20 protein-coding genes and 1 tRNA gene are annotated in these 24,636 nt (G+C 69.0%); 15 read left to right on the top strand and 6 right to left on the bottom strand.

From position 1 onward, the window contains the following. The first annotated feature begins 3 nt into the window (after positions 1 to 3). From ACSSVZ_RS24980 to ACSSVZ_RS24960, 5 genes are all read left to right on the top strand, one after another. Entirely contained in the window at positions 4 to 1,947 is a 1,944-nt protein-coding gene (locus tag ACSSVZ_RS24980) for a TRAP transporter permease (RefSeq protein WP_453973505.1), read from the top strand. After that, on the top strand, positions 1,944 to 2,717 hold the full coding sequence (locus tag ACSSVZ_RS24975) for an IclR family transcriptional regulator (RefSeq protein ID WP_453973503.1): 774 nt from the start codon (positions 1,944 to 1,946) through the stop codon (positions 2,715 to 2,717). Before ACSSVZ_RS24980 ends, ACSSVZ_RS24975 begins: the two co-directional genes overlap by 4 nt. A gap of 48 nt (positions 2,718 to 2,765) precedes the next feature. Further along, positions 2,766 to 3,785, top strand: a complete 1,020-nt coding sequence (locus tag ACSSVZ_RS24970) for an amidohydrolase family protein (RefSeq protein ID WP_453973502.1) — start codon at positions 2,766 to 2,768, stop codon at positions 3,783 to 3,785. After that, positions 3,782 to 5,386, top strand: a complete 1,605-nt coding sequence (locus ACSSVZ_RS24965; RefSeq protein ID WP_453973501.1) for an FAD-dependent monooxygenase — start codon at positions 3,782 to 3,784, stop codon at positions 5,384 to 5,386. The genes ACSSVZ_RS24970 and ACSSVZ_RS24965 overlap by 4 nt, the downstream gene beginning before the upstream one ends. A gap of 183 nt (positions 5,387 to 5,569) precedes the next feature. Continuing rightward, entirely contained in the window at positions 5,570 to 6,004 is a 435-nt protein-coding gene (locus ACSSVZ_RS24960) for a hypothetical protein (RefSeq protein ID WP_453973500.1), read from the top strand. 66 nt (positions 6,005 to 6,070) lie between these two features. Here the strand turns inward: ACSSVZ_RS24960 and ACSSVZ_RS24955 are convergent, their stop codons facing one another. Then, positions 6,071 to 8,386 (bottom strand): FdhF/YdeP family oxidoreductase, encoded by a 2,316-nt coding sequence (locus ACSSVZ_RS24955; RefSeq protein WP_453973499.1) that lies wholly within the window; start codon positions 8,384 to 8,386, stop codon positions 6,071 to 6,073. Between the two features lie 141 nt (positions 8,387 to 8,527). Further along, positions 8,528 to 8,845, bottom strand: coding sequence for a hypothetical protein (locus tag ACSSVZ_RS24950; RefSeq protein ID WP_453973498.1), 318 nt, complete (start codon positions 8,843 to 8,845; stop codon positions 8,528 to 8,530). Positions 8,846 to 9,132: 287 nt separating this feature from the next. Here ACSSVZ_RS24950 and ACSSVZ_RS24945 point away from each other — a divergent pair, with 287 nt between their 5' ends. The 6 genes from ACSSVZ_RS24945 to ACSSVZ_RS24920 all read left to right on the top strand — a co-directional run bounded on the left by ACSSVZ_RS24945 (position 9,133) and on the right by ACSSVZ_RS24920 (position 18,040). Further along, complete coding sequence (locus ACSSVZ_RS24945; RefSeq protein WP_453973525.1) at positions 9,133 to 10,206, top strand: HlyD family secretion protein; 1,074 nt, start codon at positions 9,133 to 9,135, stop codon at positions 10,204 to 10,206. Then, positions 10,203 to 12,986, top strand: coding sequence for a ribosome-associated ATPase/putative transporter RbbA (rbbA, locus tag ACSSVZ_RS24940; RefSeq protein ID WP_453973497.1), 2,784 nt, complete (start codon positions 10,203 to 10,205; stop codon positions 12,984 to 12,986). Before ACSSVZ_RS24945 ends, rbbA begins: the two co-directional genes overlap by 4 nt. Before the next feature lie 2 nt (positions 12,987 to 12,988). After that, positions 12,989 to 14,110: an ABC transporter permease gene (locus tag ACSSVZ_RS24935; protein ID WP_453973496.1), complete on the top strand. Its 1,122-nt coding sequence runs from the start codon at positions 12,989 to 12,991 to the stop codon at positions 14,108 to 14,110. Positions 14,111 to 14,466: 356 nt separating this feature from the next. Next, positions 14,467 to 14,607, top strand: coding sequence for a hypothetical protein (locus tag ACSSVZ_RS24930; RefSeq protein ID WP_453973495.1), 141 nt, complete (start codon positions 14,467 to 14,469; stop codon positions 14,605 to 14,607). A 96-nt stretch (positions 14,608 to 14,703) separates the two neighbouring features. Beyond that, the gene (locus ACSSVZ_RS24925) at positions 14,704 to 16,641 is read left to right on the top strand and encodes a TRAP transporter large permease subunit (RefSeq protein ID WP_453973493.1); all 1,938 of its coding nucleotides are present in this window, start codon (positions 14,704 to 14,706) and stop codon (positions 16,639 to 16,641) included. Positions 16,642 to 16,666: 25 nt separating this feature from the next. Next, a complete protein-coding gene (locus ACSSVZ_RS24920) occupies positions 16,667 to 18,040 on the top strand; it encodes an amidohydrolase family protein (protein WP_453973492.1) in 1,374 nt (457 codons plus the stop codon). A gap of 56 nt (positions 18,041 to 18,096) precedes the next feature. Here ACSSVZ_RS24920 and ACSSVZ_RS24915 read toward each other — a convergent pair whose 3' ends face one another. Beyond that, positions 18,097 to 19,071, bottom strand: a complete 975-nt coding sequence (locus ACSSVZ_RS24915) for a cation diffusion facilitator family transporter (RefSeq protein WP_453973491.1) — start codon at positions 19,069 to 19,071, stop codon at positions 18,097 to 18,099. Between the two features lie 447 nt (positions 19,072 to 19,518). Here ACSSVZ_RS24915 and mepA point away from each other — a divergent pair, with 447 nt between their 5' ends. Continuing rightward, positions 19,519 to 20,538 (top strand): penicillin-insensitive murein endopeptidase, encoded by a 1,020-nt coding sequence (mepA, locus tag ACSSVZ_RS24910; protein ID WP_453973490.1) that lies wholly within the window; start codon positions 19,519 to 19,521, stop codon positions 20,536 to 20,538. Between the two features lie 162 nt (positions 20,539 to 20,700). Next, positions 20,701 to 21,174 (top strand): DUF4188 domain-containing protein, encoded by a 474-nt coding sequence (locus ACSSVZ_RS24905; protein WP_453973489.1) that lies wholly within the window; start codon positions 20,701 to 20,703, stop codon positions 21,172 to 21,174. Between the two features lie 14 nt (positions 21,175 to 21,188). On the opposite strand, the gene ACSSVZ_RS24900 is transcribed toward ACSSVZ_RS24905, so the two are convergent. The 3 genes from ACSSVZ_RS24900 to ACSSVZ_RS24890 all read right to left on the bottom strand — a co-directional run bounded on the left by ACSSVZ_RS24900 (position 21,189) and on the right by ACSSVZ_RS24890 (position 23,182). Then, positions 21,189 to 22,055, bottom strand: a complete 867-nt coding sequence (locus tag ACSSVZ_RS24900) for a CHAD domain-containing protein (RefSeq protein ID WP_453973488.1) — start codon at positions 22,053 to 22,055, stop codon at positions 21,189 to 21,191. 42 nt (positions 22,056 to 22,097) lie between these two features. After that, positions 22,098 to 22,763 carry a peptide-methionine (S)-S-oxide reductase MsrA gene (gene msrA, locus ACSSVZ_RS24895; RefSeq protein ID WP_453973487.1) on the bottom strand — a complete coding sequence of 222 codons (666 nt, stop codon included), beginning with the start codon at positions 22,761 to 22,763 and terminating at the stop codon, positions 22,098 to 22,100. Positions 22,764 to 22,858: 95 nt separating this feature from the next. Continuing rightward, positions 22,859 to 23,182: a hypothetical protein gene (locus ACSSVZ_RS24890; protein WP_453973486.1), complete on the bottom strand. Its 324-nt coding sequence runs from the start codon at positions 23,180 to 23,182 to the stop codon at positions 22,859 to 22,861. A gap of 1,009 nt (positions 23,183 to 24,191) precedes the next feature. On the opposite strand from ACSSVZ_RS24890, the gene ACSSVZ_RS24885 reads away from it, so the two are divergent. Together ACSSVZ_RS24885 and ACSSVZ_RS24880 are read left to right on the top strand one after the other, a co-directional pair. Next, positions 24,192 to 24,281: transfer RNA gene (locus tag ACSSVZ_RS24885), tRNA-Ser, on the top strand. A 112-nt stretch (positions 24,282 to 24,393) separates the two neighbouring features. Continuing rightward, the gene (locus ACSSVZ_RS24880) at positions 24,394 to 24,552 is read left to right on the top strand and encodes a hypothetical protein (RefSeq protein WP_453973485.1); all 159 of its coding nucleotides are present in this window, start codon (positions 24,394 to 24,396) and stop codon (positions 24,550 to 24,552) included. Positions 24,553 to 24,636: the final 84 nt, after the last annotated feature.

The following is a 24,636-nucleotide window of genomic DNA, read 5'->3' as shown; positions in this document are numbered from 1 at the left end:
CGGATGACCGATACCCTGGTTCGGGAGCCCGGTTCCTGGCTCCCGTTTTGGCTCTGGCGCCCGGTCGCCACGGCCCTCGCCGCCGCGGTCACGCTGGTCGCTGGCGCCTGGTCGCTGGGCGTGCCGCGCATGGTCGGCATGTCGTTCTATCCGCAGCAGTTCCTGGCGCTCATCCTGGCGCTGGCGCTGGCGCTCGCCATTCTTCTGACAACGCCCAAGCGCACCAAGCGCACCGGCGGCCTTGCCTGGTACGATGCGCTGCTGGCGCTCCTGGGCCTCGGCGCCGGCCTCTACGTCGCGGTGGTCTATCCGCAGATCGTGAACCAGATCTTCTTCAGGCCGCCCGAGGCCTACGTCCCCGGCCTGATCCTCGTGCTGCTGTCGCTGGAAGCCGTGCGGCGCACCACCGGCTGGGCGCTGGTCGTCATCATCACGGTGTTCCTCGCCTACGCGCTCTGGGGCGACGCGATGCCCGGCCGGCTGGCCGGCCGCGCCTCCGACTGGCAGAAGCTGTCGGGCTACATGGGCTTCGATTCCAACGGCATCCTCGGCATCCCGATCGCCGTCGCGGCGACCGTCGTCACCGCCTTCATCTTCTTCGGCAGCCTGCTCAACGTGACCGGCGGCTCGCGCTTCTTCACCGACGCGGCGCTGCTGTCGATGGGCAAGCTGCGCGGCGGGCCGATGAAGATCGCGGTTGCCGCCTCCGCGCTGTTCGGGTCGATCTCCGGCTCGGCGGTCGCCAACGTGGTGGCGACCGGCGTCGTCACCATCCCGATGATCAAGCGCAGCGGCTATCCGGGCCACAAGGCCGGCGCCATCGAGGCGGTCGCCTCGACCGGCGGCCAGCTGATGCCGCCGGTGATGGGGGCGGCCGCCTTCCTGATGGCCGAGTTCCTGCAGATTCCTTACTCCGACGTCGTGCTGGCGGCGCTGATCCCGGCGCTGCTGTACTACGGCGCCCTGTTCGTCCAGGCCGACCTGGAGGCCGCGCGGCTGGGCATCGAGGCGGCGCCCGACGACGATATTCCGACCCGGCGCACGGTCATCGGCGGCCTGCACTTCGCCTTCGCGTTCGCGCTGCTGATCTACGCCCTGTTCGTCATGAACTGGCAGCCCGAGCGGGCGGCGATCCTGGCCTCGGGGGCGGTCGTCCTGACCGCGTTCCTGTTCGGTTACGACGGCGTGCGGGCCTCCGTCGGCGCCATCGCGCGGGCGTTCGTGACCACCGGCGAGAGCGTGGTGGAGATCATCGTCATCTCGGCCGCCGCCGGCATGGTGATCGGCGTCCTCAACATCTCCGGGCTCTCCTTCAACCTGACCTACAGCCTCGTCCAGATCGGCGGCGGCAGCGCGATCCTGCTGCTGGTGCTCTCGGCGCTGATCTGCATCGTGCTGGGCATGGGGCTGCCGACGCTCGGCGTCTACGTGCTCCTGGCGGCGCTGGTAGCGCCGGCGATGGTCGAGGTGGGCATCGAACCGATCGCGGCGCACCTCTTCGTGCTGTATTTCGGGATGATGTCGATGATCACGCCGCCGATCGCGCTCGCCGCGTTCGCGGCAGCGTCGATCGCCGAGGCCGATCCCATGCGGACCGGAGTGGCAGCGGTGAAGTTCGGCTGGGCGGCGTACGTGGTGCCGTTCCTGTTCGTGTTCTCCCCTGCCCTGATCCTGATCGGCAGCCCGGCCGAGGTGGTGCTGGCGGTCGTCACCGCCGCACTCGGCGTCTGGCTGGTGTCGGCCGCGCTCGCCGGCTACTTCGCGTCGCGGCTGTCGGCCGGCATGCGGGTCCTGTTCGCCGCGTCCGGCCTGATGGCGCTGGTGCCGTCCGGGGCCTTCCAGGGGGCGATCTACACCGACCTCGCCGGCGTGGTCATCGGCCTCGGGCTGATGGCCTACTCGCTCTACGGCGCGCGGGCGCGCTCGTCGCCGGAGCCGGTCGGATGAGCGAAAGCAGCAGCCTGGAACGGATGCTCGACATCCTCGGCCTGTTCGACGAGGCGCGGCCGGAATGGACGCCGGCGGAGCTCGCCGGGCAGCTCGGCTATTCGCGCCCGACGCTCTACCGCTACCTGAAGACGCTGAAGGGCGCCGGCCTCATCGCCAGCGTCGACCAGTCCACCTACACGATCGGGCCGCGGGTGGTCGAACTCGACTATCTGCTGCGCCGGGCCGATCCGCTGGTCCCGGAAAGCGACGCCGAGATCGAGGCGCTGGCGACCCGCTACCCGGGCACGGCCTTCGTCTCGCGCTGGTACCGCGACCGGGTGCTGTGCATCAATTCCGCCAGCATATCGGAGGACGTGGTGTCGAGCTTTCCGCGCGGCCGGCCGATGCCGGTGGGGCGCGGCGCCACCTCCCACGTGATCCTCGCCCATCTGACGCGCCGCCAGCTCCTCCCGCTGATCGAGCCGCGCCTCGACGACTACCGCCAGATCGGCTTCGGCGCCGACCGCGACAGCGTGCTGGCGCGCTACCGGGCCATCCGCAAGGACGGCTACATCGTCTCGCGCGGCGAGGTGCAGCCGAACGTCGTGGGCACCGCCGCCCCGATCTTCGGGGCCGGGCCGATGCCCATCGGCAGCCTGTGCCTGACGCTGTCCGACCGCCAGTTTGCCCACTACGAGCCCGCCGCCATGGGACGCGAGATCGCCGCGACGGCGGCCCGCATCGGCGCCCGGCTCGCCTCGCGCCGCCATCTCGAGGCGGCCGCATGAGACCCCGTTCGTATCCCCTGTCCACGTCCGAGTAAGAGGACCCATCGCGTGAAGAAGATCGACGTCTACAACCACATCTGGCCGAAGCCCTATTTTGACGCCCTGATCAAGGCCACCGGCGAGATGCAGGCGATCACCGCCCGCTCCGGCCGCGTGCCGATGATGACCAACCTCGACCGCCGCTTCGAGGTGATGGACATGTTCGGCGAGGACTACCAGCAGATCCTGTCGCTGGCCGCCCCCGCTCCCGAGGCGATCGCCGACCCGGCGAAGGCGCTGGAGCTGACCAAGATCGGCTCGGATTCCATGGCCGAGCTGTGCCGCGACCATCCGGACCGCTTTCCGGGCTTCATCGGCACTGCCTCGCTGACCAGCGGCCAGGCCTGCGTCGACGAGTGCCGCCGCGCCGTCGAGGAACTCGGCGCCGTCGGCATGCAGATCTACACCAACGTCAACGGCAAGCCGCTCGACCTGCCGGAGTTCGAGCCGTTCTTCGCCTACATGGCCGAGGTCGGCAAGCCGGTGTGGATGCACCCGCTGCGGGCCCAGGACTTCCCGGACTACAAGACCGAGGACCGCTCGGAATACGAGATCTGGTGGACGTTCGGCTGGCCCTACGAGACCTCCGCGGCGATGGCGCGGATGGTGTTCTCCGGCCTGTTCGACCGCTGCCCGGGCCTGAAGCTGATCACCCACCATGCGGGCGGCATGATCCCGTTCTTCGAGGGCCGCGTCGGCGCCGGCTGGGACCAGATGGGCAAGCGCACGACCGACCGCGACCTCGGCGCCGTGCTGAAGACCCTGGAAAAGCCGCACCTCGACTACTTCAAGGACTTCTATGCCGACACCGCGACGTTCGGCTCCAAGAAGGCGATCGAGCACGCGGTGGAGTTCTTCGGCGAGGAGCACGTGCTGTTCGCCTCCGACGCGCCGTTCGATCCGGAAGGCGGGCCGCTCTACATCCGCCAGACGATCGCCATCATCGACAGCCTGGAAGACGAGGCGCTGAAGCGGAAGATCTATCAGGACAACGCCGTGCGTCTCCTCGGACTGAAGGCGCCGGCGTGAGCGAAGCGGCTTTCGACGCAGACGTCGTCATCGTCGGCGGCGGCCCGGTGGGAATCGGGCTCGCCATCGACCTCGGCCAGCGCGGCGTGCGCACCATCGTGGTGGAACGCTACCCCGAGCTGCAGCCGGTGCCGAAAGGCCAGAACCTGACCCAGCGGACCATGGAGCACTTCCAGGTCTGGGGGATCGAGGACGAGGTCCGGGCCGCACGCACCGTGCGGTCCGACTACGGGATCGGCGGGCTGACCACCTACCGCACGCTGATCTCCGACTACACCCACGACTGGCTGCAGCGCGAGCTGGTGCGGCCGTTCTACCACGCCGACAACGAGCGCCTGCCCCAGTACCAGACCGAGGCGGTGCTGCGGAAACGGGTGGCCGAACTGGACTGCGTCGAGGTCATCTACGGCTACAAGGCCGACGACGTGCGCCAGGACGCCGACGGGGTCGAAGTGTCGCTCAGCGAGCGCAAGGGCGACGGGACGCGGACCATCCGCGCCCGCTATGCCGTCGGCTGCGACGGCGCCAAGTCGGTGGTGCGCGAGACCGGCGGCATCACCCAGACGCGGTCCGACCACGACCGGCTGATGGTGCTGCTGGTGTTCCGGTCCACCGAGCTGCACGAGCTCCTGAAGCGGTATCCGGGCAAGTCGTTCTACAACGTCCTGCACCCGGACCTGAAAGGCTACTGGCTGTTCTTCGGCCGGGTGGACCTGGGGACCACGTGGTTCTTCCACGCGCCGGTTCCAGCCGACACGACGAAGGACAACTTCGACTTCACCGCCTATCTGCATCGGGCGGCGGGGGCCGAGTTCGCGGTCGAATACGACCACATCGGCTTCTGGGACCTGCGCTTCTCGCTGGCCGACAGCTACCGCAACGGCCGCATCTTCGTGGCCGGCGACGCGGCGCACAGCCACCCGCCCTATGGCGGCTACGGCGTGAACTCCGGGCTGGAGGACGCCCGCAACCTCGGCTGGAAGCTGGCGGCGGTGCTGCAGGGATGGGGCGGCGAGGCGCTGCTCGATTCCTACGACCTGGAGCGGCGGCCGACGTTTGCGTCCACCGCCGGCGACTTCATCGAGAAGGCGATCTTCACCGACCGTGACTTCCTGGACACCTACGATCCGGCGGTCGACCGGGAGGCCTTCGAGCGGGAGTGGACCAAGCGCGGCTCCGGCGCCCAGAGCGAGGTGAACGCGTTCGAACCCCACTACGGCGCTTCGCCCGTGGTGACGGGCGCGGCGGGGGACGACACCTCGTCGGTCGGCAAGCACACGTTCGCCGCCCGGCCGGGCCACCACCTGGCTCCGGCGACGCTGTCCACCGGCCACAACGTGTTCGAGGCGCTGGGCGGCGGCTTCACGCTCCTCGCCTTCGGCGCCGACGACGCGTCGGTGGCGGCGGTCGAAGCGGCGGCGGATGCGGGTGGCGTGTCCCTGACCGTGGTGCGCGACCAGGCCGGCGGCGAGCCGGACCGCTACGAGGCGAAGCTGGTGCTGGTCCGGCCCGACCATTTCGTCGCCTGGGCCGGAGACGAGGCCCCCACCGACGCGGCCGGCCTGCTGCAAAAAGTGTGCGGTGCGGCGTCGACGGGCTAACCGGGCACGATTTCGACGCAACCAACGACCCAACACGTTGAATCCTGTGCCGTTTCCTGTCGATCAGGTGTTTTCACCCGATCGGAAAAGGTTCTAGGTTGTGGTCACCGCGGGGTCCGGCATCTGCCGGGCCCTGCGGTGACGGCAACAACGAACGCTGCTTGCGTGAATGAAGGTGAGCTCATGAGTGGGTGGGGGACCTGCCCGGATCGCAAGGCGACGATCCGGACATCGGTCATATGTGCGGCCGCGCTGGCCATGGGCATCGGCCTGACGCCGCTGGCGGCGCAGGAGAACAGCAAGACCGACACCGAAGCGACCCGCTATGCGGTCGGCGCGACCGGCATCGAATGCGCGACGTCGCCGTGTCCGCGGCGCGGCATCTGGGTCACCCACGGCAAGAACGAGACGCCCGCCCAGATCCGCCACACGCTGCTGTTCGCCGACGAGGACGGATCGATCGAGCTCCCCAACGTGCACGGATCGGCCGCCGCCCGGTCTGCCGTCGATACGGCCTGGCGCAACGGATCGTGCATCGTCGTCGAGGGCGCGTTCGGCCCGCACCCGGCGACCGGCATTCCGCAGCTCACGGTCAACCGCGTGGTCGGGCCCTGCTGAGCGGCTGAGACATGCGCGGCCGGACCGGCCCTGCGCGGGCCGCTCCATCTACGCAGGCTGCTCCATCTACGCCGCCGCGACCGCGGCGGACGCGTCGCGCACGATGCGCACGGGGACCGACTTGGCCGCCGGCACCTGGCTCTCCAGCGCGTGCTGCCACAGCGGGATGAGCGGGTTGCACTCCGGATAGTAGGCCCCGATCGCCCCTTTGGGCACCTCGTAGGCGACCACCCGGAAGCCGTCGACCCGGCGCGCCATGCCGTCGTCCGCTGCCGACACCAGGCCGATCTCCTCGCCGTCGGCCAGTCCGAAGCGGGCAATGTCGGCCGGGTTCATCATCACCACCATCCGGGTGCCCTCGATGCCGCGGAAGCGATCGCGGTAGCCGTAGATCGTGGTGTTGAACTGGTCGTTGCTCCTGAGCGTGATCAGCCGCAGCACGTCCGGGTCGGCGCCGTCGTCGAAGCTGGCGTGCAGCGCCCGGGGCAGCTTGAAGTTCGCCTTGCCGGTGTCGGTGTTCCACTTGCGCTCGTCGGCCGGGATCGGCTTGCGGAAGCCGCCGGGCGTGAACATGCGTTCGTTGAAGCGCTCGAACTTCTCCGGGTAGGTGCGCTCGATGGCGTCGCGGACCAGGGCGTGGTCGCTCGCCCAGTCGTCCCAGGGCACATTCGGGTTCGGCGGCAGGCTCGCCTTGGCGATCTCGGCGACGATGCGCGCCTCCGACAGGAGATGCGGGCTCGCCGGATCGTGCACCGACGTCGAGGCATGGATGCACGAGGTGCTGTCCTCCACCGTCACGACCTGCCGGCCGGTGGCCTGCTCGTCGTGCTCCAGCCGGCCGAGGCACGGCAAAAGATAGGCCACCTTGCCGTTGATCAGGTGGCTGCGGTTGAGCTTGGTGGCGATCTGTACAGTGAGGCGCAGGTCCTGCCAGCGTTCTTCCATCAGGTCGCGTTCCGGGATGGCCCGGACGAAGTTGCCGCCGAGGCCGAAGAACGCCTTGACGGAGCCGTCGACGATGCCTTCGCAGGCCTCCACCGTGGTGACGCCCTTCTCGCGCGGCGGCTCGAAGCCGTACAGGTCCTTCAGCTTGTCGAGGGGCGCGAGCGCAGGCTTCTCGGTGATGCCCACGGTGCGCTGGCCCTGCACGTTGGAATGGCCGCGGACCGGGCAGATGCCGGCGCCGGGCTTGCCGATGTTGCCGCGCAGGAGCAGCAGGTTGACGAGCATCTGGACGCTGTCGACGCCGAGCTTGTGCTGGGTCAGGCCCATGCCGTAGACGCCGATGACCGCCTCGCACGCGGCGTAGCGGCGGGCGGCGGCTTCCATCTCGTCGCGGCTGAGGCCGCTTTCGCGCTCCAGTTCGGCCCAGTCCTGCGCCTGCACGAATGCGGCGAAGGCCTCGAAGCCATGGGTGTGCGCGGCGATGAACTCGGTGTCGAGGATGCGCGGCCGGCCTTCGGCCGCGGCGCGGGCGTCCTCGGCGAGCAGCCACTTGCACATGCCGGCGATGGCCGAGATGTCGCCGCCGGGGCGCACCTGGTAGTATTCCTGGCTGATCTCCGTCTCGCCGCCGGTCAGCATCATCACCGGATCCTGCGGATTGGTGAAGCGCTCCAGGCCGCGCTCGCGCAGCGGATTGAAGGTGACGATGGTGCCGTCGCGCTCGCGGACCGCCTGCAGCTGGTGCAGCATCCGGGGTGAGCTGACGCCGACGTTCTGACCGAAAAAGAAGATGCCGTCGGTCTTGTCGAAGTGCTCGAGCGTCACCGTCCCGACCGGCACGCCGATGCTCTGGGGCAGCGCCACCGAGGTCGACTCGTGGCACATGTTGGAGGAGTCGGGCAGGTTGTTGTTGCCGTACATGCGCGCCAACAGCGCGTACATGTAGGAGGTCTCCAGCGAGGCCCGACCGGAGGCGTAGAAGACCACCGATCTCGGATCCTCGGCGCGGAGCGCCGTCAGCTCGGCGCCGATCTCCGCGAAGGCCCGCTCCCAGCTCACCTCGACATAGCGGTCGCTGTCCGCGTCGTAGCGCATCGGCTGGGTGAGCCGACCCGCCATCTCCAGGTCGTAGTCCCGCCAGTTGCGGAGCTCGCTCACGGTGTGCTCGGCGAAGAAGGCCGGTGTCGCCCGGTCGCGGGTCAGCTCCCAGAACGTCGCCTTGGCACCGTTCTCGCAAAACTCGGCGAGGCCGGGCTTGGCCGGCTTCGCCCAGGCGCAACTGACGCAGGCGAAGCCGTCCGGCTTGTTCTGCCTGGCGACGGCGGAAAGCGCGCCCGGCAGCGCATGCTCATGAACCGCGTGACGGGCGAGCGATCGCATCGATCCCCAGCCGCCGGCGGGGCCGGAATAGGGCTCGATCTTGGGGTGTTCGGACATGGGAACCACACTCCAGGCCGGTATTGAGGTGTCAAGGTTCAACACCGCACAACCGCGGATCGTTCCCGAAGAGGACAAGCCGGCCCGACGACGGCCTGCTGGGCCGGATCGTCGGGGCCGGTATCCATCGGCCGTTGCCGATCAGTTGGAGGTCGGCGCGGTGCCCTGCTGGCTGTTGGCCTTCTCCAGAACATCGTTCTGCGCCATCACCAGCGCTTCGAGGCACTGCTGTTCCTGGCCGGCGGTCCGGGCCTGGCGCGCCTGGGCGAGGTGGGACTTGGCGGTTTCGGTCTCCAGGCCGGCGTTGTCGGCCTGGCCGATCAGGTTCTCGATCTGCGGCAGCGCCTGCTGGCACGTCGGCGTGGTGCGTGCGGCGCCGCCCTGCGGCGCGGCGGTCTGGGCCAGAACAAGCGACGTCGACATCGCCAGAGCGGCGGCAGAAGCCAGAATAACCTTCATGTAAACCTCCAATAATACAACGAAGTACACACTTCGCCTTTCGGTAATTCTTCAGTTATTCTTGAAATCTGTCACGAATATGCACCGAAGAAGATCATTCAGTGGAGAGGCGCCGCGTTTCGACCATATCGAGGGCACCGTCGGCGATCCCGCAAGGCGCAGGAGCCGGGGGTCCGGCGCCGCATTTGATGCAGCGCAATGTGACGGCGACCTCCCCGGGCGACACTCCCGATCGCGGGCCTTGGTGTGCCCGATCATCCCCGTCGCCAGGAAAGGCCTTGTCGAACATGCAGAACGGCACCCGCGCGTGGTGGATCCGCATCCTCGTCGTGGTCGTGCTGGCTGCCGCGGCGGGCTTCGCCTGGATGTCGTTGCGCGAGGAGGCGCTGCCGCCCGGCTTCGCGGCCAGCAACGGCCGCATCGAGGCGGTCTCCATCGACATCGCCAGCAAGGTCGCCGGGCGCATCGACAGCGTCCTTGTCGACGAGGGCGACCCGGTCACCGCCGGCCAATTGCTGGTGCGCATGGACACGGCGACCCTGCGCGCCCAGCACCGCGAGGCGGAGGCCGAACTCCGGCGCGCCAACATCGCCATCGAGACCGCCACCGAACTGGTCAAGCAGCGCACCTCGGAGAAAGAAGCCGCCGACGCCGTCGTCGCCCAGCGCGAGGCGGAGCTGAACGCCGCCCGCAAACGCCTCGATCGGACGCAGCGCCTGACCGAGCGCGGAACGACTTCGCTCCAGGCCCTCGACGATGACCAGGCGGACTTCGAGGGCGCGCGGGCGGCCCTTGCCGCAGCCAACGCCCAGGTCGCCGCGTCGGAAGCCGCGATTTCCCAGTCGAGGTCCCAGATCGTCGCCGCCGAGGCCGCCGTGGAGGCGATCAGGGCGCAGATCGAGCGCATCGACACCGAGATCGCCGATTCGTCGCTGCGCTCGCCGCGCGGCGGCCGGGTGCAATACCGGGTCGCCCAGCCGGGCGAGGTGGTCGCCGCCGGCGGAACCGTGCTGAACATGGTCGACCTGACCGACGTCTACATGAACTTCTTCCTGCCGACGGCCGCCGCGGGGCGCCTGCACGTGGGCTCCGAAGCGCGGCTCGTCTTCGACGCGGCGCCGGAATATGTCGTGCCCGCGACGATCTCCTACGTCGCCGACGTGGCGCAGTTCACCCCGAAGACGGTGGAGACCCAGGACGAACGGCTGAAGCTGATGTTCCGGGTGAAGGCGCGGCTGGCGCCGGATCTCCTGCGCAAATATTTCAACATCGTGAAGACCGGGGTTCCCGGCGTCGCCTACGTGAAGGTCGATTCCGATGCCGCCTGGCCGGCCGACCTCCAGGTGAAGCTGCCGGAATGAGTGCGGCCGCCCACGCCGGCGACGCGCCCTCCGCTGCCGCGCCGGTGGTGCGGCTCGCCGGCGTGTCGCTGCGCTACGGCAAGACGCTGGCGGTCGACGCCGTCAGCCTGGACATTCCCGCCGGCCGGATGATCGGCTTCATCGGCCCCGACGGGGTCGGCAAGTCGAGCCTCCTGTCGCTGATCGCCGGCGCGCGGGCGATCCAGGCCGGAACGGTGACGGCTCTCGGGGCGGACATGGGCCAAACCGCTGCCCGCGAACGGGTCATCCCCCGCATCGCCTACATGCCCCAGGGCCTTGGCAAGAACCTCTATCCGACGCTGTCGGTGCGGGAGAACCTGGAGTTCTTCGGACGGCTGTTCGGGCACGCCCGGGCCGAGCGCGACCGGCGGATCGACGAGCTCACCCGGGCCACCGGGCTGCGCCCTTTCATCGACCGGCCGGCGGGCAAGCTCTCGGGCGGCATGAAGCAAAAGCTCGGGCTGTGCTGCGCGCTGATCCACGACCCGGACCTCTTGATCCTCGACGAGCCGACGACCGGCGTCGACCCGCTGTCGCGGCGGCAGTTCTGGGACCTCATCCGCACGCTGAGGAATGATCGGCCGGGCATGAGCGTCATCGTGGCGACGGCCTACATGGAGGAGGCCGCGTCGTTCGACTGGCTGGTGGCGATGGATGCCGGCCGGGTGCTGGCCACCGGCCCCGCAGGCGAGCTTCTGGCGCGCACCGGCACCACGACGCTGGAAGCGGCCTTCATCGCGCTGCTGCCCGCCGAGGTCCAGGCCGCGCACCGTGACGTGACGATCCCGCCGCGCACCGACGGCGACGGCTTGGCCATCGAGGCGGAGGGCCTCACCAAGCGCTTCGGCGCGTTCACCGCGGTGGATCATGTGAGCCTGGCCATCGAGCGCGGCGAGATCTTCGGATTTCTCGGCTCCAACGGCTGCGGCAAGACCACCACCATGAAGATGCTGACCGGACTGCTGCCGCCGAGCGAAGGCTGGGCGCGGCTGTTCGGCAATGCGGTCGATGCCGACGATCTCGCGACGCGCCGGCGCGTCGGCTACATGTCCCAGGCGTTCTCGCTCTACACCGAGCTGACGGTGCGCCAGAACCTCGCCCTGCACGCCCGGCTGTTCCAGGTGCCCGCCGCCGAGATCGGACTGCGGGTGACCGAGACGATCGGCCGCTTCGATCTCACCGACGTCGCCGACGCCCTGCCCGACGCACTGCCGCTCGGCCATCGCCAGCGGCTGTCGCTCGCCGTCGCGACGATCCACAAGCCCGACATGCTGATCCTCGACGAGCCGACCTCGGGCGTCGATCCGATCGCCCGCGACGCGTTCTGGCAGCTGCTGGTCGATCTCTCCCGCAACGACCGGGTGACGATCTTCATCTCGACGCACTTCATGAACGAGGCGGAGCGCTGCGACCGCATCTCGCTGATGCACGCCGGCCGGGTGCTGGTCAGCGACGCCCCCGCCGCGATCGTCGCCGAACGCGGGGCGGCGTCGCTGGAGGACGCCTTCATCGCCTATCTGGAAGAAGCCGTCGCCGGCGATACCACCGGCGACGATGCGATGCCCGCCACCGACGTGCCGGCGGACCGCGCGATGACCCCGCCGGAGCATCCTCCGGCGAGCTGGCGGCACGTCTTCGATCCGCGCCGGATGCTCAGCTATTCGCGGCGCGAGGCGCTCGAACTCCGGCGGGATCCGATCCGGCTGACGCTGGCGATCGTCGGCTCGCTGATCCTGATGTTCGTGATGGGCTACGGCATCAGCCTGGACGTCGAGGACCTGACTGTCGCCGTCCTCGACCGGGACGACACCACGGTCAGTCGCGACTATGCCCAGACGCTCGCCGGCTCGCGCTATTTCGTCGAGAAGCCGGCGATCGGCAGCTACGCCGAGCTCGACCGGCGGATGCGCGACGGCGAACTCAGCGTCGCCATCGAGATCCCGTCCGGCTTCGCCCGCGACATCTCGCGCGGCCGCGACGTGGCCGTCGGCGCGTGGATCGACGGTGCGATGCCGACCCGGGCCGAAACGATCCTCGGCTACGTACGCGGCATGCACGCGACCTGGCTGTCGCAGAAGGCGACGGAGACCGGCAACGCCGCGCTGGTGGCGGAACCGGCGACCGTGGAGATCCGCTACCGCTACAATCCCGACGTGAAGAGCCTGGTGGCCATGGTGCCGGCGGTGATCCCGATCCTGCTCATGCTGATTCCGGCAATGCTGGCGGCGCTCAGCATCGTGCGGGAGAAGGAGCTCGGCTCGATCGTCAACTTCTACGTCACGCCGACGACGCGGCTGGAGTTCCTGCTGGGCAAGCAGTTGCCCTACGTGATCGTGTCGATGGCGAGCTTCCTGATGCTGGTGGTGGCGGCGGTGACCGTCTTCGACGTGCCGATGAAGGGCAGCTTTGCGACGCTGTTCGCCGGCGCGCTCATCTACGTCACCGCCTCCACCGCCGTGGGGTTGCTGATCTCGACCTTCATGAGGAGCCAGATCGCCGCGATCTTCGGCACCGCGATTCTGTCGATCCTGCCGGCGGTCAGCTTCTCCGGCATGACCGACCCGGTCGCCTCCCTGGAGGGCTTCGGACGGGTGGTCGGCGAGATCTATCCGACCACCCATTTCCTGACGATCGCCCGCGGCACCTTCTCCAAGGCGCTCGGCTTCTCCGACCTGCACGCCCCGTTTGCGGCGCTGCTGATCGCCGTGCCCGTGCTGCTGCTGGTGACCTCCGCCCTGCTCCGCAAGCAGGAGCGCTAGCGATGCGGCTCTCCAACGTCTTCCAGCTCGGCATCAAGGAACTGCGCTCGATCGCCCGCGACCGGACGATGTTGATCCTCATCGTCTATGCGTTCTCCGTGGCCATCTACATCGCCGCGAGTTCGATGCCGGACTCGCTCAACCGCGCGCCGATCGCCATCGTCGACGAGGACCGCTCGCCGCTGTCCCAGCGCATCACCGACGCCTTCTACCTGCCGTACTTCGTGCCACCGAAGCTCATTGGCCACGGCGAGATGGACGCGCGCATGGACGCCGGCACCGACACCTTCGCCCTCGACATTCCGCCGAACTTCCAGCGCGACGTGCTGGCCGGACGGCAGCCGGCGATCCAGCTGAACGTCGACGCCACCCGGATGACCCAAGCCTTCACCGGGTCGTCCTACGTGCAGACCATCGTCTCCGACGAGGTCGCCGCCTTCGTCCAGCGCTACCGGGACAACGCGCCGCTCGCCATCGACCTTGTGCCCCGCACCCGCTTCAATCCGGAGATGAACAAGTCCTGGTTCGGCTCGATCATGGAGATCATCAACAACGTCACCTTGCTCTCCATCGTGCTCACCGGAGCGGCCCTCATCCGCGAGCGCGAGCACGGCACCATCGAGCATCTGCTGGTGATGCCGGTGACCCCGCTGGAGATCATGACGGCAAAGGTGTGGGCGATGGGGCTGATCGTGCTCGTCGCCACCGCCTTTGCGCTCATCGTGATCGTGCAGGGGCTGCTCGCCGTCCCGATCCAGGGCTCGGTGCCGCTGTTCATGGCGGGCGCGGCGCTGGAGATCTTCGCCTCCACCGCGCTGGGCATCCTGCTTGGCACGGTGGCGCGCTCGATGCCCCAGTTCGGGCTGCTGCTGATCCTGGTCCTGTTGCCCATGGAAATGCTGTCCGGCGCCATGACGCCGCGGGAAAGCATGCCGGAGTTCGTGCAGGTGGTGATGCTGGCGGCGCCCAACACCCATTTCGTGCTGCTGGCCCAGGCGATCCTGTTCCGCGGCGCCGGCATCGGCGTGGTGTGGCCGCAGTTCGTGTCGCTGGCGGCGATCGGCGCGATCCTGTTCACCATCTCGCTGACCCAGTTCCGCAGGAGCATCAGCACCATGGTCTGAACGGTGCCGGTCCCTCCGGGGAGGCTCCCCGTCACCGCCCTTTGGTCCCGCCGCCGCCCTCTCACCCTTGGGTAGAAACCCGCCCGCCCCCACGCTTCCGCCTGCCGAACAGGCCGGGAAGAGCTGCTGCAATCGATTGCATTTCGGCGACCGGATCGCTAGCCTGTCGCCACTGACCTTGCAGCCCCGGAAGAGGGCGCAGTGCCGGTCCATCCGTGGGCCGGCCACCCCGACAGCCTCGTCCGATCGGCCGGCAACGGCGATCGCGAGGACGCGGGTCCAATTCAACAGGCGAGCCGTTCCCGGCCGTCCGATCGCCGCGATCCGGACGGGAAGCGCTCCAGGGAGAATGCGCCATGCTGACGCTCGATCGACGGACCATGCTTGCCGGCATGATCACCGCGACCGCCGCCGCCCCGCTGACGACATCCGGAGCGAGGCAGACGGTGCGCGCCGTCGACACCGCGCCGCGGCGCGGCCGCTCCGCCCACGTCTGAGCCCGATCCGCCCTGCCCGACGGCAGGGATCGCCGATCTCCGGCGGCCGCAACGCGCCGCCGTCGCTCCCTGCCCCTCCCACCTCATGAGTCGTCCATGACCGCAGCCGGCCATCCGGAGACCGCCCCCGCCACTTCCCGGCTCGACCGGCTGACAGGCTTCGTGCCGCTTGCGCTCTCGGTCATCGCATCCAGCACCATCGTGGTGATGATGCTGGCCATCTGCGCCGACATCGCGCTGCGGTTCCTGTTCAACCGGCCCATCTACGGGGTCACCGACTTCGTCGCGAACGGCATCGTCGCCTGCGTCTTCCTGCAGTTGGGCGCGACGATCCGCAACGAGCGGCTGATCGGGGTGGAGTTCATCCTCGCCCCGCTGACGACCTACCGGCCGATGGTGGCCGCGGTGCTGAACACGCTGTTCTTCGCCACCGCCACCTTCCTGTTCTACCGGATGTTCGCCTACCTGCTGGAGGACTTCGTCGACGCCTACGTGAGCGGCGAGTTCGACGGGGCGGTCGGCGCCTACCAGATGGCGCTGTGGCCGTTCAAGCTGGCGGTGGCGATCGGCGCGGCGGTGGCCCTGTTCGAGGTGGTGCGGCGCATGGGGCTGTCGCTCAGCACGGCGATCCGCCTCGGCCGCGACGACCTCGGACGCAACATCGTCCCGCTGGCCATCGTGCTGGCGTTCGTCGTGGGCGCGGTGCTGCTGTTCGGCTATGGCGGCCTCGACCGGGTGACACTGGGCATCGCATGCTTCCTGGGCCTGCTCCTGCTGGTCACCTGCGGCATGCCGATCGCCTTCGCGCTGCTGGCCATGTCGTTCATCGGCGTCTGGCTGGCGCGCAACAACATCGTCGTCGCCGACAACGCCCTCGGCATCGCCGCCAGCGGCGCCATCAAGTCGTTTGAGTTCGGCGTGGTGCCGCTGTTCGTGCTGATGGGGCTGATCCTCGACAAGGCCGACGTCGGCCGTGACGCCTTCCAGGTGGCCGTGCTGGCGCTGCGCCGGGTGCGCGGCGGCCTCGGCATCGCCACCGTCGCCGCCAACGCGGTGTTCGCCTCCATCACCGGCTCGTCGATCGCATCGGCCGCCGTGTTCAGCCGGATCGCGGTGCCGCCGATGCTGGAGACCGGCCACACGCGCCGCTTCGCCGTCGGCACCGTCGCCGGCTCCTCTGTGCTCGGGATGCTGATCCCGCCGAGCCTGCTGCTGATCATCTACGGCCTGCTCGCCGAGGTCTCGATCGGCTCGCTGTTCATCGCCGCGATCGTGCCGGGCATCCTGCTCGCCTGCGCGTTCTCGGCGCTCATCCTGGTGCTCGCCCGCTTCTTCCCCGGCTTCACCGGCGAGGCCGCGCCGCTGGCGGAATACGAGGCGATGTCGGCAGCGGGCATCGCCGGCCGGCTGCTGCCGGTGGTGTTCATCGTGTTCGTGGTGATGGGCGGCATCTACGGCGGCGTCTTCGCGCCGACCGAGGCGGGTGCCGCCGGCGCCTTCGGCGCGCTGGTGGTGGGGCTCGCCCGCCGCAAGCTCACCTGGAAGGTGATGCGGTCGCTGGCGCTGGAGACCGGCTACATCACCGCCGGGCTGCTGTTCCTGATCATCGCCGCAAACCTCTACGGCCGGATGCTGACGCTGACGACGATCCCGATGCAGATGACGGAGTTCATCGCCTCGCTCGACGTCAACCTGCTGGGCTTCATGCTGCTCTATCTGGCCGTGGTGGTGTTGCTCGGCATGATCCTCGATTCCGTCTCGATCATGCTGATCATGCTGCCGATGGCGCTGCCGGTGGTGAGTGCGCTCGGCGGCGACCTGATCTGGTTCGGCATCGTCACCGTGATCGCCATCGAGATCGGACTGCTGACGCCACCGTTCGGGCTGAGCGTGTTCGTGGTGAAGGGCTCGCTGCCACCGGGCTTCGTGTCGCTGTCCGACATCTTCTCCGGCGCGGCGCCGTTCGTCATCACCATGGTGCTGGTGACCATTCTCCTGGTGCTGGTTCCGGCGATCAGCACCGTGTTCCTGTAACCTTTCGACAGACGAGGCAGGCACGATGGCCTTCACACTCATCAAGGGTGGCCAGGTGGTCACCATGGATCCCGACCTCGGCGACTTCACCCGAGCCGACGTCCTCATCGAGGACGACGTCATCCGTGCGGTGGGCCCGGACCTCAACGCACCGGAGGGCGCCGCCGTCATCGACGCGCACGACCGCATCGTCATGCCGGGCTTCGTCAACGCCCACATCCACACCTGGCAGACCGGGCTGCGCGGCCTGGGCAGCGACTGGACCGGGACCAACTATTTCCGCGCCATGCACGCGGGGCTCGCCGGCTTCTTCACGCCCGAGGACATCTATCTCGCCAACCTGATGGGTGCGCTCAACCAGATCAACGCCGGCGTCACCACCCTCGTCGACTGGCACCACAACAACCCGACGCCGGATCACACCGACGCCGCAGTGGACGGCCTCATGCAGGCCGGCATCCGGGCGGTGTTCCTGCACGGGTCGCCGAAGCCGGATCCCAAGCCCGGCCAGAAGCCCTACACCGAGATCCCCATGCCGCGCTCCGAGGTCGAGCGGCTGCGCAAGGGCCGGCTCGCCAGCGACGACGCGCTGGTGACCATGGGGCTCGCCATCCTCGGCCCCCAGATCGGCACCGAAGAGGTGCTGCTGGAGGACCTGCGGCTCGGCCGGGAGTTCGATCTCGTCACCTCCATGCACCATTCCCAGGCGATGATGAACGCGCCGGACGGCTACCAGCGTGCCGAGGCCGAGGGGCTGATCGACCGGCGCTTCAACGTGGTGCACGGCAACGAACTCACCGACGCGGACCTCTCCCGCCTCGTCGACAACGGCGCCAGCTTCGCGGTGACGGCGGAGGTGGAGATGCAGATGTGCTACACGGACCCGCTGTCGGGGCGGCTGCTCGTCATGGGCGGGCCGATCGCGCTGGGGTCGGACGTCGAAAGCGCCTTCGCTGCCGACATGTTCGCCGTGACCCGGCTGTCCCTGCAGACCGAGCGGCACCTGACCAGCCTGCGCATGAAGGCGGTGAGCGGCGAGCGCCCCCATCCGATTCCGGTGACGGTCAAGCAGGCGCTCGGCTGGGCGACCACGGGCGGCGCCCGCGCCTTCCGGCTGGAAGATCGGGTCGGCGCGCTGGCGCCTGGCAAGAAAGCCGACATCGTGCTGCTGCGCGCCGACGACCTGAACATGATCGGCGTGCAGGAGCCGGCCAACGCCGTGGTCTGCTACGCCAATCCAGGCAACGTCGACACCGTGCTGGTGAACGGACGGGTGATGAAGCGCGACGGCAAGCTGCTCGTTGACGGGATCGGCGAAATGGCGGACCGCCTCGTGGCGTCGGGCCGCCGCATCGTCGCCGACTTCAAGGCGAACGCGCCCACCGCCAGCTTCGCCTGAGCTTTCCTCCCCGGTGTGCCGGGGAGAACGGATCGACCAGAACGGGTCGACCCCGATCAGTGGGCGTGGCCGTGTGGCGGCGCGGTGCCGGGGGTGCAGATCTCGGCCTCGGCGACCGTCTCCCGCCCCGGCGCTTCCAGCTCGACGGTGGCGTGGCCGACGCCGAACTCGTCGGCAAGGCGGGCCCGGATGCCGGCCGCCGCCATCGCGGCGTCGGCATCGTCGGCGACCACCGCGTGCAGGGTGACCAGCACCTTTTCCTCCGACAGCGACCACAGATGCACGTGGTGGATCTTCTCCACCCCCGGCACGCTGGCGGTGAGATCGGCGGCGATCTTGGCGGGCTCGATGCCGCGCGGCGCCCCTTCCAGCAGGATATGGGCGGATTCGCGCATCAGCCGGATCGTCGTGCGCAGGATCAAGAGCCCGACCAGGATCGACAGGATCGGGTCGATCATCGTCCAGCCGTAGAACAGGATGACGCCGCCGGCGATGATCGCCGCGACCGACCCGAGCAGATCCGACAGCACGTGCAGCACGGCGGCGCGGATGTTGAGGCTCTCCTTGTTGCCGCCCGACAGCACCAGGAAGGCCGCGACGTTCACCAGCAGCCCGAGCCAGGCGACGATGAGGAGCGGGATCGAGGCCACCGGCTCCGGCGCGGCGATGCGCCCGGCCGCCTCGATGAAGATCCAGACGGTCAGCAGCAGCAGCACGATCGCGTTGGCGAAGGCGATCAGCACCGGCATCCGGTGATGACCGAATGTAAGCTCCGGCGTCGCCGGCTTGCGGAGCTGGCGAAACGCCCACCACGCCAGGAACAGCGCGACGGAATCGGTCATCATGTGGGCGGCGTCGGCGAGCAGCGTCAGCGAGTTGGCGATGATGCCGCCGGCCGCTTCGGCGATCATGAAGCCGCCGGTGAGAATCGCCGCGATCAGCGTCGCGCGCTCGTTTTCCGACGCATGGCTGTGCGAATGGCCGCCGCCGTGGGAATGGCCGTGGCCGTGACCGTGTTCGTGCGCTGCCATGGTGTCCTTTCGGCGCTTCGGCACGCCCCTGGCGAGCCGCTTCAGATCCGCTGGCCGCCCCGATCCAGCAAGGCTCCAGTCCGCACGGTGCGAGCATTTCCCTGTCGTCACGACAGGCCTCCCTCCGACGCGCAATGCTCTACGGGATCGGCGCCGGGAGCTCAAGATCCCAGCGTCCATTTTTCTTGTGACGATCCGACGAACATCGCGAAAAATCGCGCAAACCTGCGGATGCACAAAGCAAATCGTCACGGAAGACGAAAGAGTAACTTTATAACACCTCTCGTCTTCCGCCGTTTTCCATCGCGCAGGTCCCGGAAGAAGCATCCCCCTCCGCTCGTCGCACGGGCCGCGACGACAGGCTTCCGGCACGGACCGGTACGTCTCGACCGCCGGAGGGCGAGTCGGTCATAGTCGCCGGGACCCGCTGCCGCCGGAGACCGGCCGATGCCCGCGCCTGCGCACCGACGCCTTCGCACCGCCCTCGTGCTGCTGCTGTTGAGCACCGCCGCGGCCGCCGCCGCGGACGATGCGGCACCCGCCCCGCGGCCGGATCCCGACGCGCCGGCGCCCGCCGGCATCGTCGAGCTCGAGGCGCTCCCGACCCCGCTGCCGGAGCGAAAGCCCGCCGTGCCAGACGGTTACGTGTCGCCCCCGCCGGACCTCTCCCAGCCGGCGCGCTACCTGTTCGGCGCCGAAACCGCCCCGGCGCCGCTGGCGACACGGTCGATCGGCTCCTACGCGCGCGGCTGCCTCGCCGGCGCCGTGGCGCTGCCCGTCGACGGGGCGACCTGGCAGGTGATGCGGCTGTCGCGCAACCGCAACTGGGGCCATCCGAAGCTGGTCGCCTATCTGGAACGGCTGGCGGCGGACGCGCCCGAGCTCGGCTGGAACGGGCTGCTCGTCGGCGACATGGCGCAACCGCGGGGCGGCCCGATGCTGACCGGCCACGCCAGCCACCAGATCGGCCTGGACGCCGACATCTGGCTGACGCCGATGCCCGACCGCACCCTCTCGCCGGACGAGCGCGAGGAGATGAGCGCGGTGTCGATGCTCAAGGACGCCGGCATGAGCGTCGATCCGGCGATCTGGACCGATGCCCACGCCCGCCTGATCGCGCGCGCCGCCTCGGACCCCGAGCTGGAGCGGATCTTCGTGCACCCGGCGATCAAGCGCGCGCTCTGCGACGGCGCGGCCGACGATCCGGCCGCTGCCGAGTGGCTGCGCCACGTGCGACCCTGGTATGGCCATCACTACCATTTCCACGTCCGCCTGAAGTGCCCCGACGGCGACAGCAGCTGCCGCGACCAGGCACCGCCGCCGCCGGGCTCGGGATGCGGGGCCGAGCTGGCGTGGTGGTTCACCGACGCGCCCTACGAGCCGAAGCCCGGTGCGCCGTCGAAACCGACCGAGACGATGCTGCCGGACCTGCCTGCCGCCTGTCGCACCGTCCTCCTGGCCGAGTAGGCACGCTTGCCGGAATCACTGCCGTGGCGCAAGCCGGAGGGGCCGCTCGCTCGTGAACCGGTCGACCGCGCTCGACGTAGAACGGCGGATAGAAGCCTGGAGCCTGTCCCCCGACCATGGCAACCGGCCAGATCGGGCGCGGCTCTCGTTGGGACGAGACCCGTGGGCACCGTGATCGATCAACGCATGACGGCCCATATCGACGGCGATTTCGTCGTCTTTCTGATCGGGGTGCGTTTCAACAAGCCGTGGAAGGTCCACAAATGGCTGCCCGTGGTCCGGGCCATGATGCGGATGACGGCCGAGCTGGACCGCCTGCCCGCCGCGGAGACGGGCTTCCTGGGACGGTCAGGCGCCGGCCCCGGCACAATGGTCCAGTATTGGCGGAGCTTCGACCACCTGGAGGCCTATGCCCGCTCAACAAATGCGGCACATTTTCCGGCCTGGACCGCCTTCAACCGTCGGATGAAGGCCAGCCGCGGCGACGTCGGCATCTGGCACGAGACGTTTGTGATCAGGTCCGGAGAGTACGAGACGCTGTATTCCGGCATGCCACCGTTCGGCTTGGGGAAAGCCGCGGAGCTGGTTCCGGCCACCGGCACCCGAAGCGAGGCCCGGGCCCGCATGACCGGCTGAGCCGACGCCGCCGCTCAATCCGCACGGATGGCATCCCGGAACGCCTTCGGCTTGTCGGCATAGAGCTTTGCGCCGAGCCGGAACGCCTTCTTCTGCAGCTTGGCCCGCCGCGCGTCGATCACCTCATGGAGGCGATCGGCCGTGCGGCCGTCTCCGGCCAGCAGCGGATCGTCCAGGAGCCGGGCGGCAAGAACGGCATGATCGTGCTCGACGCCGAGAAGTTCACCGAGGGCGTCCAGGTCGGCCACGACCTTCTTCGCCGTCGCCTTGCCCGCTCCTTTCACCATGCGGCTCAGATGGTAATGATGCTTCACGCGCTTGCGCCAGTCGTGAAACGGCTGTTCGCCGCGGCCGGACCCTGCCACCGCCATTGCCTTGCGGGCGGCCTTGTAGGCGCGCGCGAGCTCGGTGCGGAACAGCGTCTTGCCGTCGTCGGGCTCGGCCATGGCCTCGGCTTCCGCCTGGGCGGTCCGCAGCCGCGCCATGACCGCCTCGACCGGCGTCGCCGTCGCGTGGGCCGCCTCCGCCTCGCGGGCGACGCGCACCGCGATGTCTCCGATCACCGGCCTGAGCTTGCCCGGCGCATGGTCCACCAGGTTGGCGGCGGTGGCGGCCATGACGTCGAGGTCGCGGGTTCCGGACAGGTCGCCGGCGGCAGCGCGCAGATCGGCCCGGCGGCGCGCGTAGTCGCCGCCCAAGTGGGGCTTCAGGACGCGCAGGAGCGAGCGCGCGCGCTTCAGCTTGCGACGGGCGGCGTGGACGCGGGCCTCTTGCGGGCGCGCCGCGTCACCGAGCGCGGCCACCGCGTCGGCAAGATCCGCGACCAGCAGGCGCTTGAGCTCGCGCCCCGCATCGTCCGATTTCAGCAGCAGTTCCGGCATGCGGCGCGCGCCCTCTCCGACCCGGTCGGCGCGCCCCGGCGGTCACGAAGCCGGCGCGCCGAGGCCCGTCGGGCAACTCACACCGGTTCCGCCGAGACCGCAATAGCCATGCGGAACCTTGTGCAGATATTGCTGATGGTAGTCCTCGGCATAATAGAACGGCGCGTCGGCATGGATTTCGGTGGTGATCGGCGGGAAGCCGCGGGCGGCCAGCGCCTTGCCGTAGGCGGCCTTGGAGACCTCGGCGGCGGCGTGCTGGGCCTCGGTGCTGGTGAAGATCGCGGAACGGTACTGGGTACCGACGTCGTTGCCCTGGCGCATGCCCTGGGTCGGGTCGTGACCTTCCCAGAACGCCTTCAGGAGCGCCTCGAAGGAGATCACGGCCGGGTCGTAGACCACCTTCACGCCTTCGGTGTGGCCGGTCTGGCCGCTGCACACTTCGTTGTAGGTGGGGTTCGGCGTCGGACCGCCGATGTAGCCGACGGCGGTGACCCAGACCCCGTCGAGCTGCCAGAACAGGCGTTCCGCCCCCCAGAAGCAGCCGAGCCCAAACACCACCGTCTCGGTGCCGTCCGGATAGGGGCCCTTCAGGGGCCGGCCGTTGACGGCATGCAGCTCGGCAGTGGGGATCGGCTCCGGGCGGCCGGGCACCGCATCCGCGCTCGACGGCAGCGACAGCTTCTTCGACAGCATGGTCAGGAGAGACATGGGTTCACCTCGTTCGTTGAAGCGGCGCCGGAGACCGGAGGCCGGCAGGGACGACGCGGCCCCTGGCCGCCAGGGCTCCCGCACTGCCCTGCATCCTATCTGGGGGGCGCGAGCACGCGCGCAAGCACCAGCAGCAAGATACCGAGCACGCCCAGCACCGCCCAGCCCGGCGCCACCAGCAGGCCCTGGATGTAGGGATCCCAGAGCGCCGGGCTGATATAGCGCTGCACCACCGCCTGGGAGACGTTCAGGCTCGCCGGATCGATCGCGTACCACCACGTCCCGAGCGCCGTGGAAGCGTTGCGGCCGATCTGGACGCTGTGGAAGACATCGTAGCCGCCGGCAGCGAGGCCCGCCAGCACCAGGACCCAGCCGGCAAGCTGCAGCGGCAGGCTCAGCATCCAGAGGAATGCGCGCATCGGATCCCTTCTCCGCGGCCGTTGCCGGGCCGCTGGAGCGGCATGAGGAAAGCGGAAACCGATTTTCCGTCCGCATCCCGCTCCAGGTTATAAGCGTCGATCCCGTTTCATGAGACCAGGTCGATCAGACTTGGTCTCATCGTGAATTGCCGTCTGTATCGCGCCGTCCGGGGCGGACCGGCCGAAGACGCGACGCCCGGCCCGCCGGGCCCGTGCGCCGTCTCGTCGCCGACCGGACCGCCGACGGACAGCGCTCCGCGCCGGTGGTTCCGGCCGCCCGTTCCGGTCGCCGTGATCGCCGCAGGCTGCGGCGAGCCAGTCGGCCCGGGTGCGGGCGCCACAGCCGGGCGAGCCAGGGGTAAACGAGGATCGGGCGCCATCGGCCCGGTCCGCTCATCCCGTCTCGCTTGCCGCCCTTCCCTGAGGGCCACCGGCCGATCTCGACGCACGCCCTTGCGTTGTCGCCGATGCGGCCGGGCCCGTCCAGCGCCACGGCAGTCGACAGGTGCTGCCGGCCGGTGCGCCCGGGCCCGCACCGGCGGCCATCGCCGTCGCGGCCCGCCGGCCAGGAGCCCGGCCCCGCCCATGCGGGATGACGTGGCATTGCCGCTGCCTGCCGTCCGCATGGGTCGCGCCGGGAGTTGACCCATACCCTGCCTGGCGTCCTGCCGATCCGGCCCGAGGAAGGATGCCTGAGGCCGCGCGCCGCTCCGCGCGATCGCGACCGGCAGCATGCCGGGAAGCCATGTCTCCCTTTCACGCGCCGGGCAGCGGATCGGATCACCGGCCGACCAAACCGCCGCCTCCGACGCGGTTCTCGTTGGGGAACGTGCACGTCAGGCGTCTTTGCTCTTGAACGCCGGCCCGCGGATCGGCTAGACCCTGCACTCTCCTTCGATCAAGGACGCGTCATGACGCCCCGGCGGCGCGCGCAGCCTCGATCGGACGAGACGCGGATCTGGGAGGCCGGCGCAGCGCGCCCCGTCTCCTGTCGCGTCGGAAGAGTGCTGGATGGGTGGCCGAGTGGTCGAAGGCGCACGCTTGGAAAGCGTGTAGGCGGGAAACTGTCTCGTGGGTTCGAATCCCACCCCATCCGCCATGCCCCTCCGAATAACCTACTGATATCTATAATTAATTCGTATTATCTTGACGCGGTTCGGCTTCCTGCGGCCTAATATCGTCCAACATTCTGTCCAACGTTGGATGCCGTCATGAATGATTTCCTCGGCCGCCGAGACGGCATCTGGTGCTACGTCCGACGCGTTCCCACCGAGTTCGCCGATCTCGATCGCCGCGGCATCATCAAGCTCTCCACAAAGGTCCGAATCGCCGACGATCCCCGCGCCATCCGAGCCCGGAAAGTTCTCTAATCGCATTGGTCAAGCTGGTTGATCGGGCTTTGCGCCCACGCCGGGTTCATGGTTCTCTCCGCGGTCGGTCTCGGTGGACCGCCG

It is taken from the genome of Amorphus sp. MBR-141 (assembly GCF_053628695.1).
The sequence above is the reverse complement of the archived record's forward strand: the minus strand, read 5'-3'. Positions and strand labels throughout refer to the sequence as shown.